General features: G+C 50.1%; 15 protein-coding genes. 3 read left to right on the top strand and 12 right to left on the bottom strand.

The annotated features are described in order from the left end of the window. Nucleotides 1-8: 8 nt before the first annotated feature. A complete protein-coding gene (locus C7B65_RS12890; RefSeq protein WP_073070422.1) occupies nucleotides 9-1,331 on the top strand; it encodes a dihydroorotase in 1,323 nt (440 codons plus the stop codon). 25 nt (nucleotides 1,332-1,356) lie between these two features. On the opposite strand, the gene C7B65_RS12885 is transcribed toward C7B65_RS12890, so the two are convergent. The 5 genes from C7B65_RS12885 to C7B65_RS12865 form a co-directional block, all read right to left on the bottom strand. Next, the gene (locus C7B65_RS12885) at nucleotides 1,357-1,716 is read right to left on the bottom strand and encodes a type II toxin-antitoxin system RelE/ParE family toxin (RefSeq protein ID WP_073070423.1); all 360 of its coding nucleotides are present in this window, start codon (nucleotides 1,714-1,716) and stop codon (nucleotides 1,357-1,359) included. Further along, nucleotides 1,706-1,975 carry a type II toxin-antitoxin system RelN family antitoxin gene (locus C7B65_RS12880; protein WP_223257324.1) on the bottom strand — a complete coding sequence of 90 codons (270 nt, stop codon included), beginning with the start codon at nucleotides 1,973-1,975 and terminating at the stop codon, nucleotides 1,706-1,708. Before C7B65_RS12880 ends, C7B65_RS12885 begins: the two co-directional genes overlap by 11 nt. Nucleotides 1,976-2,039: 64 nt before the next feature. Then, a complete protein-coding gene (gene tsaE, locus C7B65_RS12875; protein WP_073070424.1) occupies nucleotides 2,040-2,501 on the bottom strand; it encodes a tRNA (adenosine(37)-N6)-threonylcarbamoyltransferase complex ATPase subunit type 1 TsaE in 462 nt (153 codons plus the stop codon). Then, on the bottom strand, nucleotides 2,498-4,921 hold the full coding sequence (locus C7B65_RS12870) for a tetratricopeptide repeat protein (protein WP_073070425.1): 2,424 nt from the start codon (nucleotides 4,919-4,921) through the stop codon (nucleotides 2,498-2,500). Before C7B65_RS12870 ends, tsaE begins: the two co-directional genes overlap by 4 nt. A 102-nt stretch (nucleotides 4,922-5,023) precedes the next feature. Continuing rightward, nucleotides 5,024-6,397, bottom strand: a complete 1,374-nt coding sequence (locus tag C7B65_RS12865) for a gluconeogenesis factor YvcK family protein (protein WP_083582775.1) — start codon at nucleotides 6,395-6,397, stop codon at nucleotides 5,024-5,026. A 316-nt stretch (nucleotides 6,398-6,713) separates the two neighbouring features. On the opposite strand from C7B65_RS12865, the gene C7B65_RS12860 reads away from it, so the two are divergent. Both C7B65_RS12860 and C7B65_RS12855 read left to right on the top strand, forming a co-directional pair. Next, on the top strand, nucleotides 6,714-7,493 hold the full coding sequence (locus C7B65_RS12860; RefSeq protein WP_073070426.1) for an ABC transporter ATP-binding protein: 780 nt from the start codon (nucleotides 6,714-6,716) through the stop codon (nucleotides 7,491-7,493). A 4-nt stretch (nucleotides 7,494-7,497) separates the two neighbouring features. Beyond that, nucleotides 7,498-8,724: an MlaD family protein gene (locus C7B65_RS12855; protein WP_083582776.1), complete on the top strand. Its 1,227-nt coding sequence runs from the start codon at nucleotides 7,498-7,500 to the stop codon at nucleotides 8,722-8,724. 30 nt (nucleotides 8,725-8,754) lie between these two features. Here the strand turns inward: C7B65_RS12855 and C7B65_RS12850 are convergent, their stop codons facing one another. The 7 genes from C7B65_RS12850 to C7B65_RS12820 all read right to left on the bottom strand — a co-directional run bounded on the left by C7B65_RS12850 (nucleotide 8,755) and on the right by C7B65_RS12820 (nucleotide 15,610). Further along, the gene (locus C7B65_RS12850; RefSeq protein WP_073070427.1) at nucleotides 8,755-9,711 is read right to left on the bottom strand and encodes a protochlorophyllide reductase; all 957 of its coding nucleotides are present in this window, start codon (nucleotides 9,709-9,711) and stop codon (nucleotides 8,755-8,757) included. 170 nt (nucleotides 9,712-9,881) lie between these two features. Next, nucleotides 9,882-10,169 (bottom strand): DUF3288 family protein, encoded by a 288-nt coding sequence (locus C7B65_RS12845; protein ID WP_073070428.1) that lies wholly within the window; start codon nucleotides 10,167-10,169, stop codon nucleotides 9,882-9,884. Between the two features lie 69 nt (nucleotides 10,170-10,238). Further along, nucleotides 10,239-11,444 carry a glycosyltransferase family 4 protein gene (locus tag C7B65_RS12840; RefSeq protein WP_073070429.1) on the bottom strand — a complete coding sequence of 402 codons (1,206 nt, stop codon included), beginning with the start codon at nucleotides 11,442-11,444 and terminating at the stop codon, nucleotides 10,239-10,241. A gap of 77 nt (nucleotides 11,445-11,521) precedes the next feature. After that, a complete protein-coding gene (locus C7B65_RS12835; protein ID WP_223257325.1) occupies nucleotides 11,522-13,213 on the bottom strand; it encodes an MFS transporter in 1,692 nt (563 codons plus the stop codon). A 2-nt stretch (nucleotides 13,214-13,215) separates the two neighbouring features. Next, on the bottom strand, nucleotides 13,216-14,073 hold the full coding sequence (recO, locus tag C7B65_RS12830; RefSeq protein ID WP_073070430.1) for a DNA repair protein RecO: 858 nt from the start codon (nucleotides 14,071-14,073) through the stop codon (nucleotides 13,216-13,218). A gap of 219 nt (nucleotides 14,074-14,292) precedes the next feature. Next, nucleotides 14,293-14,973, bottom strand: coding sequence for a deoxyribose-phosphate aldolase (gene deoC / locus C7B65_RS12825; protein ID WP_073070523.1), 681 nt, complete (start codon nucleotides 14,971-14,973; stop codon nucleotides 14,293-14,295). Between the two features lie 406 nt (nucleotides 14,974-15,379). After that, nucleotides 15,380-15,610 carry a hypothetical protein gene (locus C7B65_RS12820; protein ID WP_073070431.1) on the bottom strand — a complete coding sequence of 77 codons (231 nt, stop codon included), beginning with the start codon at nucleotides 15,608-15,610 and terminating at the stop codon, nucleotides 15,380-15,382. Nucleotides 15,611-16,297: the final 687 nt, after the last annotated feature.

Genomic DNA, 16,297 nt, shown 5'->3' with positions numbered 1-16,297 from the left:
AAGAAACTATGGATAATTTATCTCTGGTCATTCAAAACGCCCAAATTTTGCTACCCAGTGGCGAGTTCATTTTGGGAGCGGTGCAGATTCAAGAGGGGCAGATTGTGCAAGTTGGGGCAGATCTCTCGTCGCTCAACGATCGCGTCCTCACCATTGACGCAACAGGGTTAACTTTATTACCCGGAGTCATTGACCCTCAAGTCCATTTTCGAGAACCAGGACTGGAATATAAAGAAGACTTATTTACGGCGAGTTGTGCCTGTGCGCGAGGCGGTGTGACTTCGTTTTTAGAGATGCCCAACACCCGTCCGTTGACGACGACTCAAGCCGCTTTAGACGACAAACTCAAACGCGCATCTGAGAAATGTCTCGTCAATTATGGGTTCTTTATCGGCGCAACGGCTGAAAATCTGCCAGATTTAACTGAGGCAAATCCGACACCGGGCATCAAGATCTTTATGGGATCGATGCAGGGTGATTTGCTGGTAGATGAAGAAACCGCATTAGATCCAATTTTTGCCAAGGGCGATCGCTTGATTGCAGTTCACGCCGAAGATCAGGCAAGAATTCGCGATCGCCGCGCTCAATTTGCCGGACAGACTGATCCCGCCGTTCACTCACAGATTCAGGACAATCAGGCTGCCTTGAATGCAACTCAATTAGCGCTAAAACTGTCTAAAAAATATCATCGTCGTCTCCATATTTTGCATCTGTCCACCGCAGAAGAAGCCGAACTTTTGCGGCACGATAAACCCGCGTGGGTAACGGCAGAAGTAACGCCTCAGCACTTGTTGTTGAATACAAGCGCTTACAAAACCATTGGCACGATGGCGCAGATGAATCCGCCGTTACGATCGCCCCACGATAATGAGGTTCTCTGGCAAGCGCTATTGGATGGAGTCATCGACTTTATCGCCACCGATCACGCGCCTCACACCCTTGAAGAAAAGGCGAAACCTTATCCCAATACGCCCTCTGGAATGCCGGGAGTTGAAACCTCGTTAGCGCTGATGTTGACTCAAGCAGCCCAGGGACGCTGCACCGTTGCCCAAGTCGCAAACTGGATGTCGAGTGCTGTTGCTAAAGCTTATCGAATTCCCAATAAAGGAGCGATCGCGCCTGGTTATGATGCCGATCTAGTGCTGGTCGATCTGGATCATTATCATCCGGTATTGCGGGAGGAAGTGTTGTCTAAATGTGGCTGGAGTCCTTTTGAGGGCTGGAGTTTGACAGGCTGGGCACAGGTGACGATCGTCGGAGGGCAAGTGGTCTACGATCGCGGCAAACTTCAGACAGACGTGCGAGGTCAAGCATTGCGATTTGACGGGTAAAGCGCTATTGAGGAGACAAATTGTTTCATTCTTCACGATCAACTTCTGCAAGAATATCTCGGATCTCGTTTGCCGAAATGTCGTCTTGATCGGACTTCGAGTAAATTGTCAGCAGCAAAATGCTGGTAGGTGACTCAACTTGATAAACCAAGCGATAGCCAGCGCTCTTCCCTTTTTGGATATTACGATTGCGAACTCTCACCTTGTAGACCACATAGCCCTCACCTATTCCAGCGATTCTATCTCCTACAAAGTCTCCTTGTTGCAATTGCTCAATCGTCGGCTGAATGTCAGAGCGAATCCTGCGAAACCTCTTTGAGAGTTGGTACAGTTCCTCCTCAAACTCATTGGAGAATCGAATTGAAACCGCATCATTACTCTGCATCAATCCGATCCCACAGTTCAGAAATGGGTCTGGTTTGTCCCGCTTTGGCTTGCTGCAATGCTCTTTTCAGGCTGGCTTTCACCTCCTCGATCGGAGTATCGTCTGGGTCGTCTACTGCTTCTGCCTTCTCTGGAACCAATACAATCACCCGTACCTGATGGGGATAGTCAGTTCCCTGAATGGGTTGATCTAAAACTAGGTTTCCTTGAGCATCAATTCTGCCCGTGACTTCGATCGCCTTCATTAACTCATCTCGCATCGAAAGAATGATCGGTTTTGCGAGATCCTAACATGCGCTTATGCTCTGTCGTTTATAGAACTTCTCACAGTGCAGAAATGATGGACTTTAGGTCAAAGTGACCCACGGGATTGAGAGTGACTTGACGACCAGAATCACGATCGTACTCTAGCCGAATCTCTAAATAATTCTGTGGCTTGTAGGAGAGACGCTCTGCCCACTCGATCGCCACGATTCCTGGCTCGGCTTCGACTCCTTCCCAATAGATTTCTGGATAGAGGCTGGCGGTTTCAGCCAGGTTCAGACGATAAAGATCGAGGTGATAGAGCGGCACCCGTCCGTCTAAATATTCGTTGATTAGGGTGAAGGTGGGACTGTCGATCGAGTCTTTAATTCCCAATCCTATGCCGATGCCCTGTACGAGTGTAGTCTTTCCACTGCCCAAGTCACCTTCTAGCAGCAGCACACTGCCAGCCGAGAGCGTTTGCCCTAGCTGAATGCCTAACTTGCGGGTTGCTGTTGCAGTGGGAAGAAGGAGTGAGTTCATTCTGATTTGGGTTTTTGATGCGCTAAAAGGAACTGGGCTTCGGCGGTGCGATCGCTAGTCGGATATCGCTGCACAAGTTGCTGAAGATAGCGAGGCTGATTACTCAAAAAATAGCTCGAAAACAGCAAATCATCTGCATAAGCACTGTTGGGGAATTTAACCTGTAACTCAGTTAAAATCCCGTCGATTCGACTTTGGTAAGCAGAGCCGATATCGGGAGAAGATTCCCCGGTGTCTGGGTTAAATTGACGCTTTCCAACTGGAACCCCGGCGGGTGGATGAATCCGCGTAGTTTCGCCTGGATCGTGATTTTCCCATTGCCAGAGAAGCGTCATTGCCACCATGTAAAGCGTTTTCTCTCGCAGTTGGGGCGGCGTTTTAGGATCATCTAATAACTGCTGATAGAGCGATAATGCAACCCCATTTTGACTGGCGCTTTGATAAGATTGGCGCACGGCTGACTCGCCTCGTTTTGAAAGGTCACAGACCCACCAATAGCGGCAATCCCAGCGATCGTTTGCCTCGACTGAATAGCGCTGACTCGTGCTGTAGCTAGTGGGCAAGTGATAAGTTCTATAGCCATCCCAAATCGCGAGATAGCCATTTTTCCAGCCGCCTTCGCCTGCCCAATTAGATGCCAACTGATAGCGAGAATCAGGCGTGTTTTCTGTTTTCAACGTCAGAAGTTGCTGCCAGCGCTGACGCTGTTCGGTGAGCATGGTTTGCATTTGTTGCTGAACTTCTGCGGTTTTGTCACCCGTCCACCACGACCAACCTGCTTTGTAATAGCGATCGAGAATTTTGGCAGGCATGACCGTCAAATTCAAATTCTCGGAGGTTTGCAGCGCTTTGGCATAGTCGTGCGATCGGGCTTCTTTCACCGCTAACGCATAGCGCAACAAAGGCGCAATCTCTTGATAATTTGGCTCTTGCAATAAAGTCTGAACTTGCTCGGCAGAAAGTCCGACATCTAACAAAGTTCTGACGTGAGGATAAGCGAGATAAAGGGCATCACGATCGCCGATCTCACTCGTCATCATCGTTAACCACAGTCGCATTGCTCCCATGATATCGCCCTGATCTTGCAAGCTGTGTGCCAACAAAAAGGTTGCATCATCTGCCCCCGGATGGTTAGGATAGTGACTCAGCCACTGTTGCCAATCTCGGACTCGATCGGCGGCGGATTTTTTAGCGTTGCGATCGAGCAGTTGTTTCGCACGAGGTTCGCCCCCAAAGTAGGAGTGTCCGGTCAAATCTCCATACTCGCGGCAACCCTGAATAAATTTGGATTGCGGATATTTTTGTGCCATCCCGACCAGCAGATAATAAGCGTGGGCACCGCGATCGATATCATCTCCGCCAAAGTCATAAAATACGCTGCGCGTCAGACTGTAGAGCGGGCGTGAATCTCCATTGAGGATTTGTTGCAACAGCGTTGATCCTTGCGGATCGTGGTGTCGATCGAGTTCGGCGATCGCCCAGACGCGATCGGGTGATTGCACGTCAGTTGCCAGCGATTTAAATAAGGCTTTGGCGATCGGTGAAATCTGCTCGGCTTTGACGGTTCCTAAACGGTTGACCAATAGATATTCGCGTGACGTAGCGGGAAGAGATTGATAATAAGCGATCGCCGCCTGAATCTGGTTTTGATTGGGTTGGGTAATTTGTTCAAATTTTGTCCACTCAGATAGGTTAGGAACGGGCTTGTCACTACGAGGTTGGGGCGGAAAAACCTGATCGTATCCTAAGAGATTCACTAAAAAGTCAAAATTGAACTGATTATAGAAAGTCGGAGAATTTTGTGGTTCTAGATTCTGTTTGGCGAGTTGAATTAGCCGCGATCGCACCTGCGGGTCATCCAGTCCAAATTCTCGCTCCCAGGCTTTTTGATTCTCTGATTCGTAGCCCGACTCTAACAACAAGGTGTCTAGTTGACTAGTGAGAAGATAGAAGTCAGGTGTAGACGCTCGTCGCTGCAACTGTTTTGTCAACCAAAGCGTCGTGTAAGGCTTGCCTAGACTGCGAATCCCTGCCATTCCATAAGCTTGTCGAACTTGATCGCGCGATCGCGCATAATACTCCAGCAAGGGATAAGCCTTTGCACCATATTGCTTCCAAACTGGATGGGTAAGCTTGCTGTCTCCCCATTTAATCTCGATCAAATCTTGACGGACGGCTTGCAAAATTGGCTGCCACTGCGGATCAAAGCGCAGACGATCGCGCATCACGTCATCCACTTCGACCTCAGTCAACTTGACTGGAGAAAGCCCTCCCGCCTGTTTTGCTGCCTCTTCGGGCGACGGTATTTTTTGGTTAGAAGCCGCCACTAACTTTGCGATCGGCATTGCCGATATTAAGGACAACACTCCTAACGCTGCCCCAGCTTGACCCAACCATTTATGACCTTTCTGACCCGACATACTGGAACTCTCTAACACCTACCTCCAGAGAATCATGAGGGATTATACAGAGTCCAGAAAGTTGTTACAGAAGTTGTTCAGAAGTCGAAACCTGAAACCTGTTCAAGATTCTCGCGATCGTCGCCCATACCAGCGGAGCAACACCCGCGCCAACCGCTCCGAGTCGTGACGCACTAACCCCGTTTCTTCATCTTCGTGCATCACGTCGGCCCGAATGATCCGTCGTCCTAGTTTCGTCACTGCGTCTCGATCGACTCCCACCGGGTGAGACTGCTCTTCGGCATAGCGAATTAACGCTTTCGCAGAAGGCGGCTGCTTTTGCACTAAAACTGCATCAAATAAAGGCTTGCCACAGGCGATGTCGATCGCTCGAATATGATCTGCTACGCTATACCCGTCGGTTTCTCCCGGTTGGGTCATGATGTTGCACACATACACACACGGAACTTGTCGCTCGGCGATCGCGTTCGCAATTTCGGGCGCTAACAAGTTAGGAATCACGCTGGTGTAAAGACTCCCCGGCCCGATCACAATATAATCAGCTTTATAAAGTGCCTCTAACGCTCTCGGCAAAGCAGGCGGATTGGGAGGCGTGCAGCCAATTCTCACGATTTTGCCGTTTGCCTTGGTGATGCTCGATTCGCCTTCAATGCGGCGACCGTCTTCGAGTTCTGCCCATAGGCATACATCGCTAAGAGTGGCGGGCAAAACTTGTCCTCGAACAGCTAGAACTTTAGAACTTGCGGTGATCGCTTGCTCAAAATCTCCGGTGATGTCACTCAAAACCGTGAGAAACAAATTCCCAAAGCTGTGCCCAACTAATCCATCGCCCGCTTTAAATCGATATTGAAACAGTTCTGTCAGCAATTTCTCTTCGTCTGCTAACGCCGCGATGCAGTTACGAATGTCTCCAGGCGGCAACCCCCCGATCTCGCGCCGCAGTCGCCCTGAAGAACCGCCATCATCGGCTACGGTCACGATCGCGGTGATATTGGCGCTCGATCGCTTTAATCCTCGCAGCAGCGTAGACAGACCTGTGCCACCGCCGATCGTCACAATTCTGGGGCCGCGATTTAAGCGCCGCGCTGTTAGCAACACATCGACTAACTCTTCGTCACGATCGGTCATCAACACGTTTGTAATTGAGCCAAACGTGCGAGTTTGCCCCCACAAGATCAGCAGCACTCCCGCGATTAAAACGAGCGGGCCACTCACATAGCTGGGCAGCAGACGGCTTAACGTTTCTAACAGATCAGCGGCAAACTGCATCAAATAAAAGATCGGAGTCAGCTTTACCCAAATCGCCAGCCCTAAACTGACCAGCAGCACCCCTCCGGCGCTGATCAACATCCAGCGTTTGACAAACAAACCCGGAGCGAGCCACTTAAACCACTGTCCTAGCCAAGTCGGAGCCAAATGGCGAGATTCTTGCCTTATTGTCCGCATGGTCTGCTTGAGTAAACGGTTTGTTGTCATTGGTGCTCTATGCCCGGAACGGAAAAAAGGCAGACCAGAATTTTATAGAAATTACTTGCCTTTGACAGCAGGATAACTCAAGTTTCTCATTCGTAATTGACAATAGGGAAGAAGGGAATCGAGAACAGAGGAATGCCTGATTTCACTTTGGGAAAAGGAAGAAGAAGGATTTTTGATAGAGTCATAAAGGCTAATGATCAAAATCATCGTCTTGAGCAAGTGGGTTCTATGATTAGGACTCATGATGTTCTAAGAATCGCCTTCTCGATCGCCTGTTCCCGATTTTCCTCAACCCTGTGGTCTAAGTCTCAACCGAATGAGTGAACCGTTGATCGAACTGAAGGGAGTTTGTAAAACTTTTGGGCAAAATATTGTCCTAGATCACGCCGATCTGACTATTTATCGCGGAGAAGCCCTCGCCATTATCGGGCCATCCGGCACTGGCAAATCTACCGTGCTGAGAATTATTGCTGGATTGTTGGCTCCCGATGCCGGGGAAGTCCACGTCGGGGGGCAACTGCGAAAAGGACTGATCGAAGACGCAGCCGACCCGATCAATATCAGCATGGTGTTTCAGCAAGCGGCTCTATTTGACTCACTGACGGTCGAAGAAAACGTCGGATTTTTGCTCTATCAGCGATCGCGGCTGCCGCGACGACAAATTCGAGAACTCGTGGCGCAGCGACTAGACATGGTGGGCTTGTCAGGCATCAGCGATCGCTACCCCGCCGAACTCTCTGGTGGGATGCGAAAACGAGTCAGCTTTGCCCGTGCCATCATGTCAAACCCCCACAACCCAAAGGATACGCCAGACATGCTACTCTACGATGAGCCAACGGCGGGGCTTGACCCGATCGCCTCGACTGTGATCGAAAATTTGGTCAGGCATCTCAACAGGCAGGGCGGCTGCCAAAGCTATGTGATGGTGACTCACCAAGAAAGCACAATTCGTCGAACTGCCGATCGAATCCTCTTTCTTCATCAAGGTAAGGTGCAGTGGCAGGGCAAAGTTCACGAGCTTGACAGCACTGATAATCCACTGATCCGCCAGTTTTTAAGCGGTAGTGTAGAAGGACCCATACAGGTGATTGGATAAGCCTATGCGTTCGCGAATGGTTCGAGAAGGCTCGGTAGGACTGCTGATCTTATGCGGTTTAGGGCTGTTTGGAGGGTTGATTCTCTGGCTGCGAGGGCTAAATCCTGGCAATCGCAGCTTCTCTGTTAACGTAGACTTTGCCACGATCGGCGGGGTTCAGCCAGGTTCACCCGTGCGCTATCGCGGGGTGACGGTCGGCAGAATTAATCGCATCTCGCCTGACCCCAATGGGGTGGTGGTGCAGATTGATATTGCGCCTGCCGATCTGATCATTCCTCGCGATTCAGAGGTGACGGTGAATCAGTCGGGGTTGCTAGGCGAAACCCTTTTAGATATTGTTCCTCGTAAACCGTTGCCCGATGGAGCAGTTTCGGCAAAACCGCTCGATCGCGACTGCGATAAAGAACTGATTCTTTGCGAAGGCTCTCGAATCAATGGCACGTTGGGCATCAGCACCGATGAGTTAGTGCGGGCGAGCATCAAGTTTGCCAATGTTTATAGCGATCCGCAGTTTACGGGGAATATCAATTCGTTAACCAAAAATAGCAGTGATGCTGCTGCTCAAATCACCATTTTGAGTAAAGAAGTTACGGGCTTAGTCAAATCAGCGAGGCAGGAAGTCGGCACGTTTTCCGGCACCGCAAAATCGATTAGCAATGCGGCAGATCAGTTTGGGCTGACGATCGCGCAGGTCAACAGCTTGGTGACTGCAAATCGCGCCACTTTGGTTTCAACTCTCGATAATCTCAACCAGACGAGTGGGCAACTGCGAGTCACGGTGGCAAAGCTGAGTCCGACGCTCGATCGCATTCAGCAGGGGCAACTGATTCAAAACCTAGAAACGCTGTCTGCAAATGCGGCTCAGGCATCTACCAATTTGCGCGATGTGTCAGTCAGTCTCAATAATCCCTCAAATCTCACGGTTTTGCAGCAGACGCTCGAGTCTGCCAGAGCCACGTTTCAGAACGCTCAAAAAATCACGGCAGACTTAGACGAACTGACAGGTGACCCCCAACTGCGTAACGATTTGCGAAATTTAATTAAAGGGCTGAGTGGCTTAACGTCTTCGACTCAGCAGTTGCAGCAACAGGCACAGGTTTCTCAAGTTCTCGCACCGTTGGCGACAACGCAACCCCAAGCGTTACAGCCTCCAGCAGCGAGTAGTGGAGCCGTCGAACCTTCTAGGATCGTGCAGCCTCCGGTGTCAAAGCCTGGTGCGATCGCTCCCTGAGCCTAGAGCGCGATCGCAGTAGACCGCCGATCAAGACAGCCCGACCAGCTTTGCGCTCAGATCCCACATGCGATCGGCTTTTTCGTCATCACGAGCTTGAGGAGATACCTTTTGCACAAACGATTTGCCGTCTTTTTTCTGGCGGTTGCCCCAACTCCAATAAGCGCCAGACTGCTTATATTCAGGGTCAGCCACGACCATTGCGACGCGATCGCCTGATAGCTCTTGAGACACATAGCCCCCAGTGATGTTCTTCTGAAACCAGGGGAAGATTTTTTGAAACAATGGATAGTGATTGCGAAATAGCGGCGTGTCGGCAACGCAGCCCGGATAGAGAGAACTAAAGGTGATTCCGGTTGCGTCGTGATAGCGCCGATGGAGTTCTCTCATGGTCAACACATTGCAGACTTTGCTGTCTTTATAGGCTTTGACTGGCTCAAATTTTTTGCCGTCAACCATTGAAATGGGGGCTTTAAAGCCCGCTTCAAACCCCTCAAAATTTCCTAAATCGGGGCGAGGCGGAATTTTGCCTCCTAACTCATCTGGGTTGTGAGTCACCGTTCCCAAAATGACTAATCTCGGATCGGCGGAGGGCTTTAAGTCTTCTAACATCAGGTTGCATAAGAGGAAGTGACCGAGGTGATTGGTCGCGACGCTCAATTCGTATCCTTCGGGGCTTCGCAACGGCTCTTTGAGCAGAGGCATATAAATGGCAGCGTTGCACACCAAAGCATCTAAAGATTTGCCGCTTTCTCGAAACGTTTTCACAAACTGGCGAACGCTTTCGAGAGACGCTAAATCAATCTGCATCAGGGTGTAGCTGCCCTGGGGTATACCCACTTCCTGGGCGACATTGGACGCTTTTGTAAGATCGCGACACGCCATGACGACGTGCCACCCTTTTTGAGTCAGCGACTTTGCTGCGTATAACCCAACGCCTGACGAGGCACCTGTGACGATCGCGGTTAAATTTTGACGGGCTTCCATTTCTTTAAATCTCCGTTGAAAAATCTGTTTAACGATCGTGAATTAAATGATGTCTGTTATTTGCATGGATAAGAGGCACGGCAGTGCCATCCCCGTACGCAAATTTTGGTCTCAATTCCCCATCTTGAGCGCGCCAATTAAGGGGGTTTTTGCTGAATTTACGATCGCGACTAACTCCAGTCGTCTCGCTTTGCTCCGCGACCTTTATAGACTTGGGCAACGGCGTGAATCTCACGAGTCTTTTCGTACAAAGCATGTTCAGTGAGGTGCCACTGGCTCAAGATTTTCTCTAAGTCAGCTTGAATGTCTCTCGCCCCCGGAAAGCCTTTATAGCGAATCTTGAGCCGCGCCAACTCAGCCAGATTATAGTCAGTCGGCCCACCGCTGAGAAGGGCATCCGTGACTTGGCGATCGCTGCTCCACTGGGGGTGCCGCTGCTCTTTCTTTTCTTCTGCCATGACTCACCTGATCGCCCATAAACACATTGATTATGATAGTACGCCGATCGTCATTCAGGAGAGAAGGATTTAGGGCGAAGGCAGCAAAGGCGATCGGTTCGCTGCGAAATTTCCGGGAATGCGGATGCGGCTTTTACGATCGTGATGGTGCGATAACAAGTCACTATAGAGCGCGACGAGTTGAGTGATATTGCGGCTTAGGGTGTAGCGTTCTTCGGCTCGCTGGCGCGCTTTCTGTCCCAACATCCCCGTCCAGGTCGGGTGATCGCGCAGTTGAGGCAACAGCGTTTTAAGCTGAGAGGCAACGCCTTGAGTGTTGATAATCACGCCCGCTTCGTCTTCTAGCACTTCGCCGTCTGCCCCTGCATCGGTGGCAACACACGCGACCCCACACGCCATCGCCTCTAAAAGCGACAAAGACAGCCCCTCAACGAGAGAAGGCAGCACAAAAACATCCGTGCCTCTGAGAATCTCAATGCGCCTCTGCTCGTCTGCGATGAAGCCCTGCCAGATAATCCCGTGTTCTTCACCGTAAAAGGGAACCAGAGAGGAGGCTAACGTGCCGTGATTTCCAACGATCACGAGTTTGCTGTTTTCTCCCATATCTGCCTGTTTCCAGGCTTTTAACAAAGACTCTACGTTCTTCTCAGGCGCGATTCGACCTTGATATAAGAAAACACGATCGGTGCCTAACCGTTGTTTAAAATCTGATCGACCGGGAGAATATTTGGTGGTGTCAACGCCATTCGGAATCACGGCAATCCGATCGGCAGGCACGCCTAACTTAATCAAGATGTCTCGCTGAATGTGAGAAAAAATGATGATGCGATCGTATTTTGCCAGCGACGGGGCATAAAGCTGATACATCAGGTGTTGAGTGCCCGATGTCAAGTTACGACGCTTACGATCGAAGGGGGGATGAAACGTCGCGACCAAAGGCAGATTTAGCTTCTGACAAATCTCAGGCAGCAAAAAGTCTAGCGGAGATAAGGTGAGCGAAGCGTGCACCAAATCGGGTTTGGGCGACAAATCTTGCAGCGCTTGAATCAGCACTTTACTCGATTTCCAGTTTGGGATGGTATAAATCTGAGACTTGTAGAGAAACGGGATCGAAACTTCGTGAATGTCGGGCCAATTATCAGGAGCCGCTTCCTCTTGAGCAAAGTGAAAGAAACTGACTTGATGGTCGTGTTCTAGCAGCCCATTGGTGACTTCTCGACCATACGTAACATTTCCACAAAATGGCGTTTTTTTGCCTAGCCAAGCGATGTGCATTCGAGGTATATCGTAAAAGGATTAGTGATTAGCGGTTAGCGATCGATTTAAGCCAATAAACGACTAACCACTAACCGCTAACTACCCGGTTTAAAAATCGTTGTACGGGAAATATACCAGGTTAACGTCGCCCCTGCGATCGTCAAGGCGGCAAGTGCTAAAAACACGGCTCGCAGTCCAAACAAGGTTTCAGAAACCCCGGCCAGCACAAGAGGCAAACTCAAGGCAATGTTAATTGCATTATTTTGCAGCCCAAACACTTTGCCCCGCATGGCTTCTGGCGTTTCTTGCTGAATGGTCGTCTGCATGGGGATGCCCACTAATGAGGCAAACGCTCCCAGCGAAGCGATCAGCAGCAGCGATGCCCACAAGTGATGATAGAAAAACGCCAGCCCGATCAGCGAGGCTGACATGCCGATCGAGCCATACAAGCCCAGTCGAGCGTGAGCAAAGCGCTGCCCAAAGGTGCCTAACAGTGCCGCGCCTGCTGCCATGCCGACTCCGCCTGCCGCTAGCAAAAAGCCGAACTGAGATGATTTGATTTCTGGAATCACCTCAGCCAAACGCACTGCCAGCACTGCCAGCGCCGCAAAGATCGAGAACAAAATCACCAACTGAATCAGCGCACTGCGAACGTGGGCCTCTTTGCCCAAATAGCGCAGCCCATCTTTAATGTCTTCCCAGACGTGAGGCGGCTCTTCTGCCGGAAGCTCAACCCCGTCAACCACGATCGTTTTGGATTTTTCTCCCGTCTTCAGAACTAAGAGCAGAAATCCGGCGATCGCATAGCCGCCCCCAACCAGCACCTCTTTGCCTACACCTGCAAAACCTCCCAGTTGACCAAACAGCGTATCTGCCAGCGCTAAAAGCGGCTCACCGACTGCAAACCCGATAATCACGGATGCCATCATCGTGGTGGTGTAGAGCGAGTTTGCAGATAGCAGATGACGACGCTCGACGATTAGGGGAATTGCGGATTGCTCGGCTGGGGCAAAAAATTGGGTCAGGGTTGACACCAAAAAAGTGATGCCCAACATGATGCCAAAGCCGACGGGCAGGTTTTGCACCGTTGTCCAATCTCGCGAAACCCACAGCAAGGGTGGCAGCACAAAAACTAGAGCGCCTCGTAGTAAATTAGTGGCCACCAAAACGGTTTTTTTAGACCAGCGATCGACAAAGACACCCGCGATCGAGCCAAACAGCACCGCCGGAATAGTGAAGGCAATCATGATCGATGACACCCAACCGCTAATCGTTTGACCTTCTGCCTGAAAGCGGCTTTCGATCAGGGCGATCATCAACACCAAATAGACTTTATCTGAAAGTTGAGAAAAAACCTGCCCTGCCCACAGCGTCAAAAAGTTACGGTTTTTAAGCACGGGCGCAAAACCCTGCTCGTCTTCATCGTCTGCATCGCCAGGAGATAATTCAGGCGTTTCGCTGATAGAACTCTTGTCGGATGGCTCGATGGACGGCAGCAACCCTCCGATCGTGTCGCCTGACAAATGTTTGCTTGCCCCATTTTGGCTGCCATTGGGTTGGGCAAATGGCTCAACTGGGAGAATCTGGTCAGACTCGTTGAAATCATCAGCCGGGGTTTTTTGAGTTCTGAGCATGGCTAAACTTCTCTCTTGGCTTAAACGATCGCTCTGAAAATCGACTCCATTAACTCCACTTCGCCAAGGATCTGGGATAGGCGGATAGGCATGGGAGTCTGGTTGCTCAAGAGCAGATATTAGCGTGTAATCAGACAGATCAGATCGCATCATAGTTAAGCAGACGGCTCGGAGAAGAGGGCAGGAGCAAAACAGCTATCAATCAAGGTGGCAGAGCGAATGGGCTGATCAAAATGATATTGGGCATAGTAGCGCAGCAGACGTTCGATCGCGAACCAGGCTTCTTCAGCAGTGGCAGAATTTGGAGGCAGATCGGGGGAGGCGAGTTCTTGCAGGAGGGAGAGTTCGATCGCGCTAATGGGCATATTGAGACGAGCTTTTTTTGAGTGGCGTGACGGAATATATTTACCCGTGCCTTTGCCGCCGTCTTGGATCTGAAGCTGCTCTAAAGCATCTAGGGTGACTGCCCCACCCCCAATCGTACTGAATCCGGCTTGCCAACTAGAATCGGCTAAATCGGGTTTGAGAATCGTTTGAGTCACGCAGCACTGATGAACTTGAGGCGCAATTCCTGCCAAGACCAATAGCTGAAAGACCGCATGGCTGAGATGGGCTAACACCTGGGAGGAGGGCGATCGCTCCAATCTCGCCAAGTGTTCATTCAGCAAATAAAATAAGTCGTCTTGGGGCTGGTCACTGAGTGCCTGCTGCAAAGTCACCTCTGCCAGATATTGCCCGGCGGTGAGCTTTCTGAGATCGCCGCCCAGTTTTGGGTAAGACTCTAGCGTGTCTGCTTGCGTAATTTTGTCGAGCGATCGCCCTTTAGCAATCAGCAAATCGTTAACCACAAACAATCCACTCCGTCCGCCTAGTCTAGAATTTTGCTTGCGCGCGCCCACTGCAACCGCACGAATTAGCCCAAACTCCCGCGTCAAAACCGTTAGAAGACGATCTGCCTCACCAAACGGCATACTTTTGAGGTTGATTCCGATCGCTTTGTAGGTTCGACTCATCGATTCTTATCTCTCTTGGCGGGGTGGGTCGAAGACCTTTATTAACGTCAGTTCGACGAGTTTTTTCGCTTCGTTGTCAGCGGCTTCTGCCCCCTAAATCCCCCATTCTGGGGGACTTTGAATCGGAGATTTTGGCTTGAAGTCCCCCAGAATGGGGGATTTAGGGGGCTACCCGAATTCATCACCGAAGCGAACTACTGCTGTCGAACTGACGTTTTATTATTGTCCTTTATCTAGGTTATCGCGTTGACGAATTAAATCGGGGCCGCGAGAGGTGCCGAGTCGAGTTGCACCCGCGACAATTAACTCTAGCGCCTGATCGACCGTGTGGATTCCACCAGAAGCTTTAATTCCGACTCGATCGTTAGTTATATCTTTGAGCAGTCGCACATCGGCGATCGTGGCTCCCCCATTCCAGCCAGTGCTGGTTTTGAGAAAGTCTGCCCCTGCATCCATACAGATTTCTGCGGCGATGCGCTTTTCCTCGTCTGTCAGGAGCGACATTTCTAAGATGGCTTTGATCACCAGTCCAGTTGCGTCTCGAATCTCGGAAATTTCTCGATGCACCTCTTCGACTTTTCCGGCTTTTAGCCAGCCTAAGTTAATGACGATATCTAGCTCATCGGCTCCATTTTCGGTCGCTTCTTGAGCTTCATAAAGCTTGACCGCAGAGGTCGTCGCCCCCAAAGGGAAGCCGATAACAGTGCAGACTTTCGGACTTCTATTACTGAGATATTCGACTGCCTGCCGGACATGAATCGGATTGATGCACACCGCCGCAAAATTAAAGCGATCGGCATCTTCGCACCACTGCTCAATCTGCTCAGGTGTGGCGATCGGACTGAGCAAGGCGTGGTCAATGTAAGGTGCCAAGTCGATTTCAGAATGGGTTGCAGCCACAGGTCTCCTCTGGGTCAATTTGCGCGTTTGCTTTGCAGTTCCCAAAGGGGTAATCGCTCACCTTTTAACTATCTATTAAAAAGCGATCGGTGCGCCTCTTTCTCACCCGTGAATTCGATGAAGCTTTTCGCTGCGGTTGCCAATCCGGGCTGCCCCCTAAATTCCCCAAAATTGGGGGACTTTGAAACCTAAAGTCTGGGCTTGAAGTCCCCCAGAATTGGGGGATTTAGGGGGCTGAAGCGATGAAGAACGAAGCGAAAGAACTCATCGAACTGAGGTTTCTCACAGGTCTATCGATCGGGTCTCCCAAAAATAGAGTCCACGCTCTGTTGACCAGGGTCAATTGCTACAGAGGGCGGACTCTCTTCTATAAAGATGATTCGCGTTTCCAGGGAGGGATCGCTTTCTAGCGAGTCCCGGTGCCTCCGGTGCCGATCGGTTCTGGGTTAGGCTCTGGGTTAAATTTCACTATTGCAGGGGCGATCGTCTTATTTAAGGACTGCGCCGAGGCATGAGCCACTATCGACTGTACATCCAACTCTGGCTGAAAGTGAGAACTTTGAGTGAAATTACTGACTCCCTGACTGAAAGCATAAGCTCCCACTGCCCCAAAGGTTAGCCCGGTGGCGATCTTCATCCTAACAGCAAGGCTCGAAAAAGTAATTATCATCTGTGAGACAGCAATTAGAGCAGCGAACTAACGATCTTTGTAACTTGCCTTAAAGAGAAATGGTAGTGAAAATACGGAACCCTCACGAAATCCTTACGAAGATTTACTGAGCTAGCAGATGAATAGGTTTAATAGCATTAGTATTTATACGTAAGAGGTAGCGTTTGACATAAAATTTTGAGATTAACGTAAGCAGATATTTTTTATACTAATAAAAATTATAGCCTTCAAATCCCCAGATTCTGACCACTCTGCGTTTCGTAGACAGATAATTCTCAGAACAATCAAAATTCTTGGGAAAACTGCTTAGACTCACTCAGTAAATTTACGGTAGCTTCATAGCTCCTTGATGTTATTAAATTCGTTTTATAACTAACTGAAATCTGTCAATAGGTGGAGATCTGCTGCTAACCGAAGCAGCGTGTAGCATGAATCACGCAAGTCATGACTATGTTCAAGCCCTTTCTCAAGCCCACTGATTCAATCTACATTCGCAGGGACGGGTTTCCGTAGCAAAACGGGAATTTATTAGGCTCTTTCCAACGGTCTGCTGATCGATTGTTGAGATTTGGATCAGAATTTCGACCGCCAGAGCCTGATTTGTTAAGCTCTGTTTCAACTTAGCGAGAGTAATCACAATCAACCCAAAGCTCC

The sequence above is a fragment of the Phormidesmis priestleyi ULC007 genome, assembly GCF_003003695.1.
Lineage (GTDB): Bacteria > Cyanobacteriota > Cyanobacteriia > Leptolyngbyales > Leptolyngbyaceae > Phormidesmis_A > Phormidesmis_A priestleyi_A.
The sequence above is the reverse complement of the archived record's forward strand: the minus strand, read 5'-3'. Positions and strand labels throughout refer to the sequence as shown.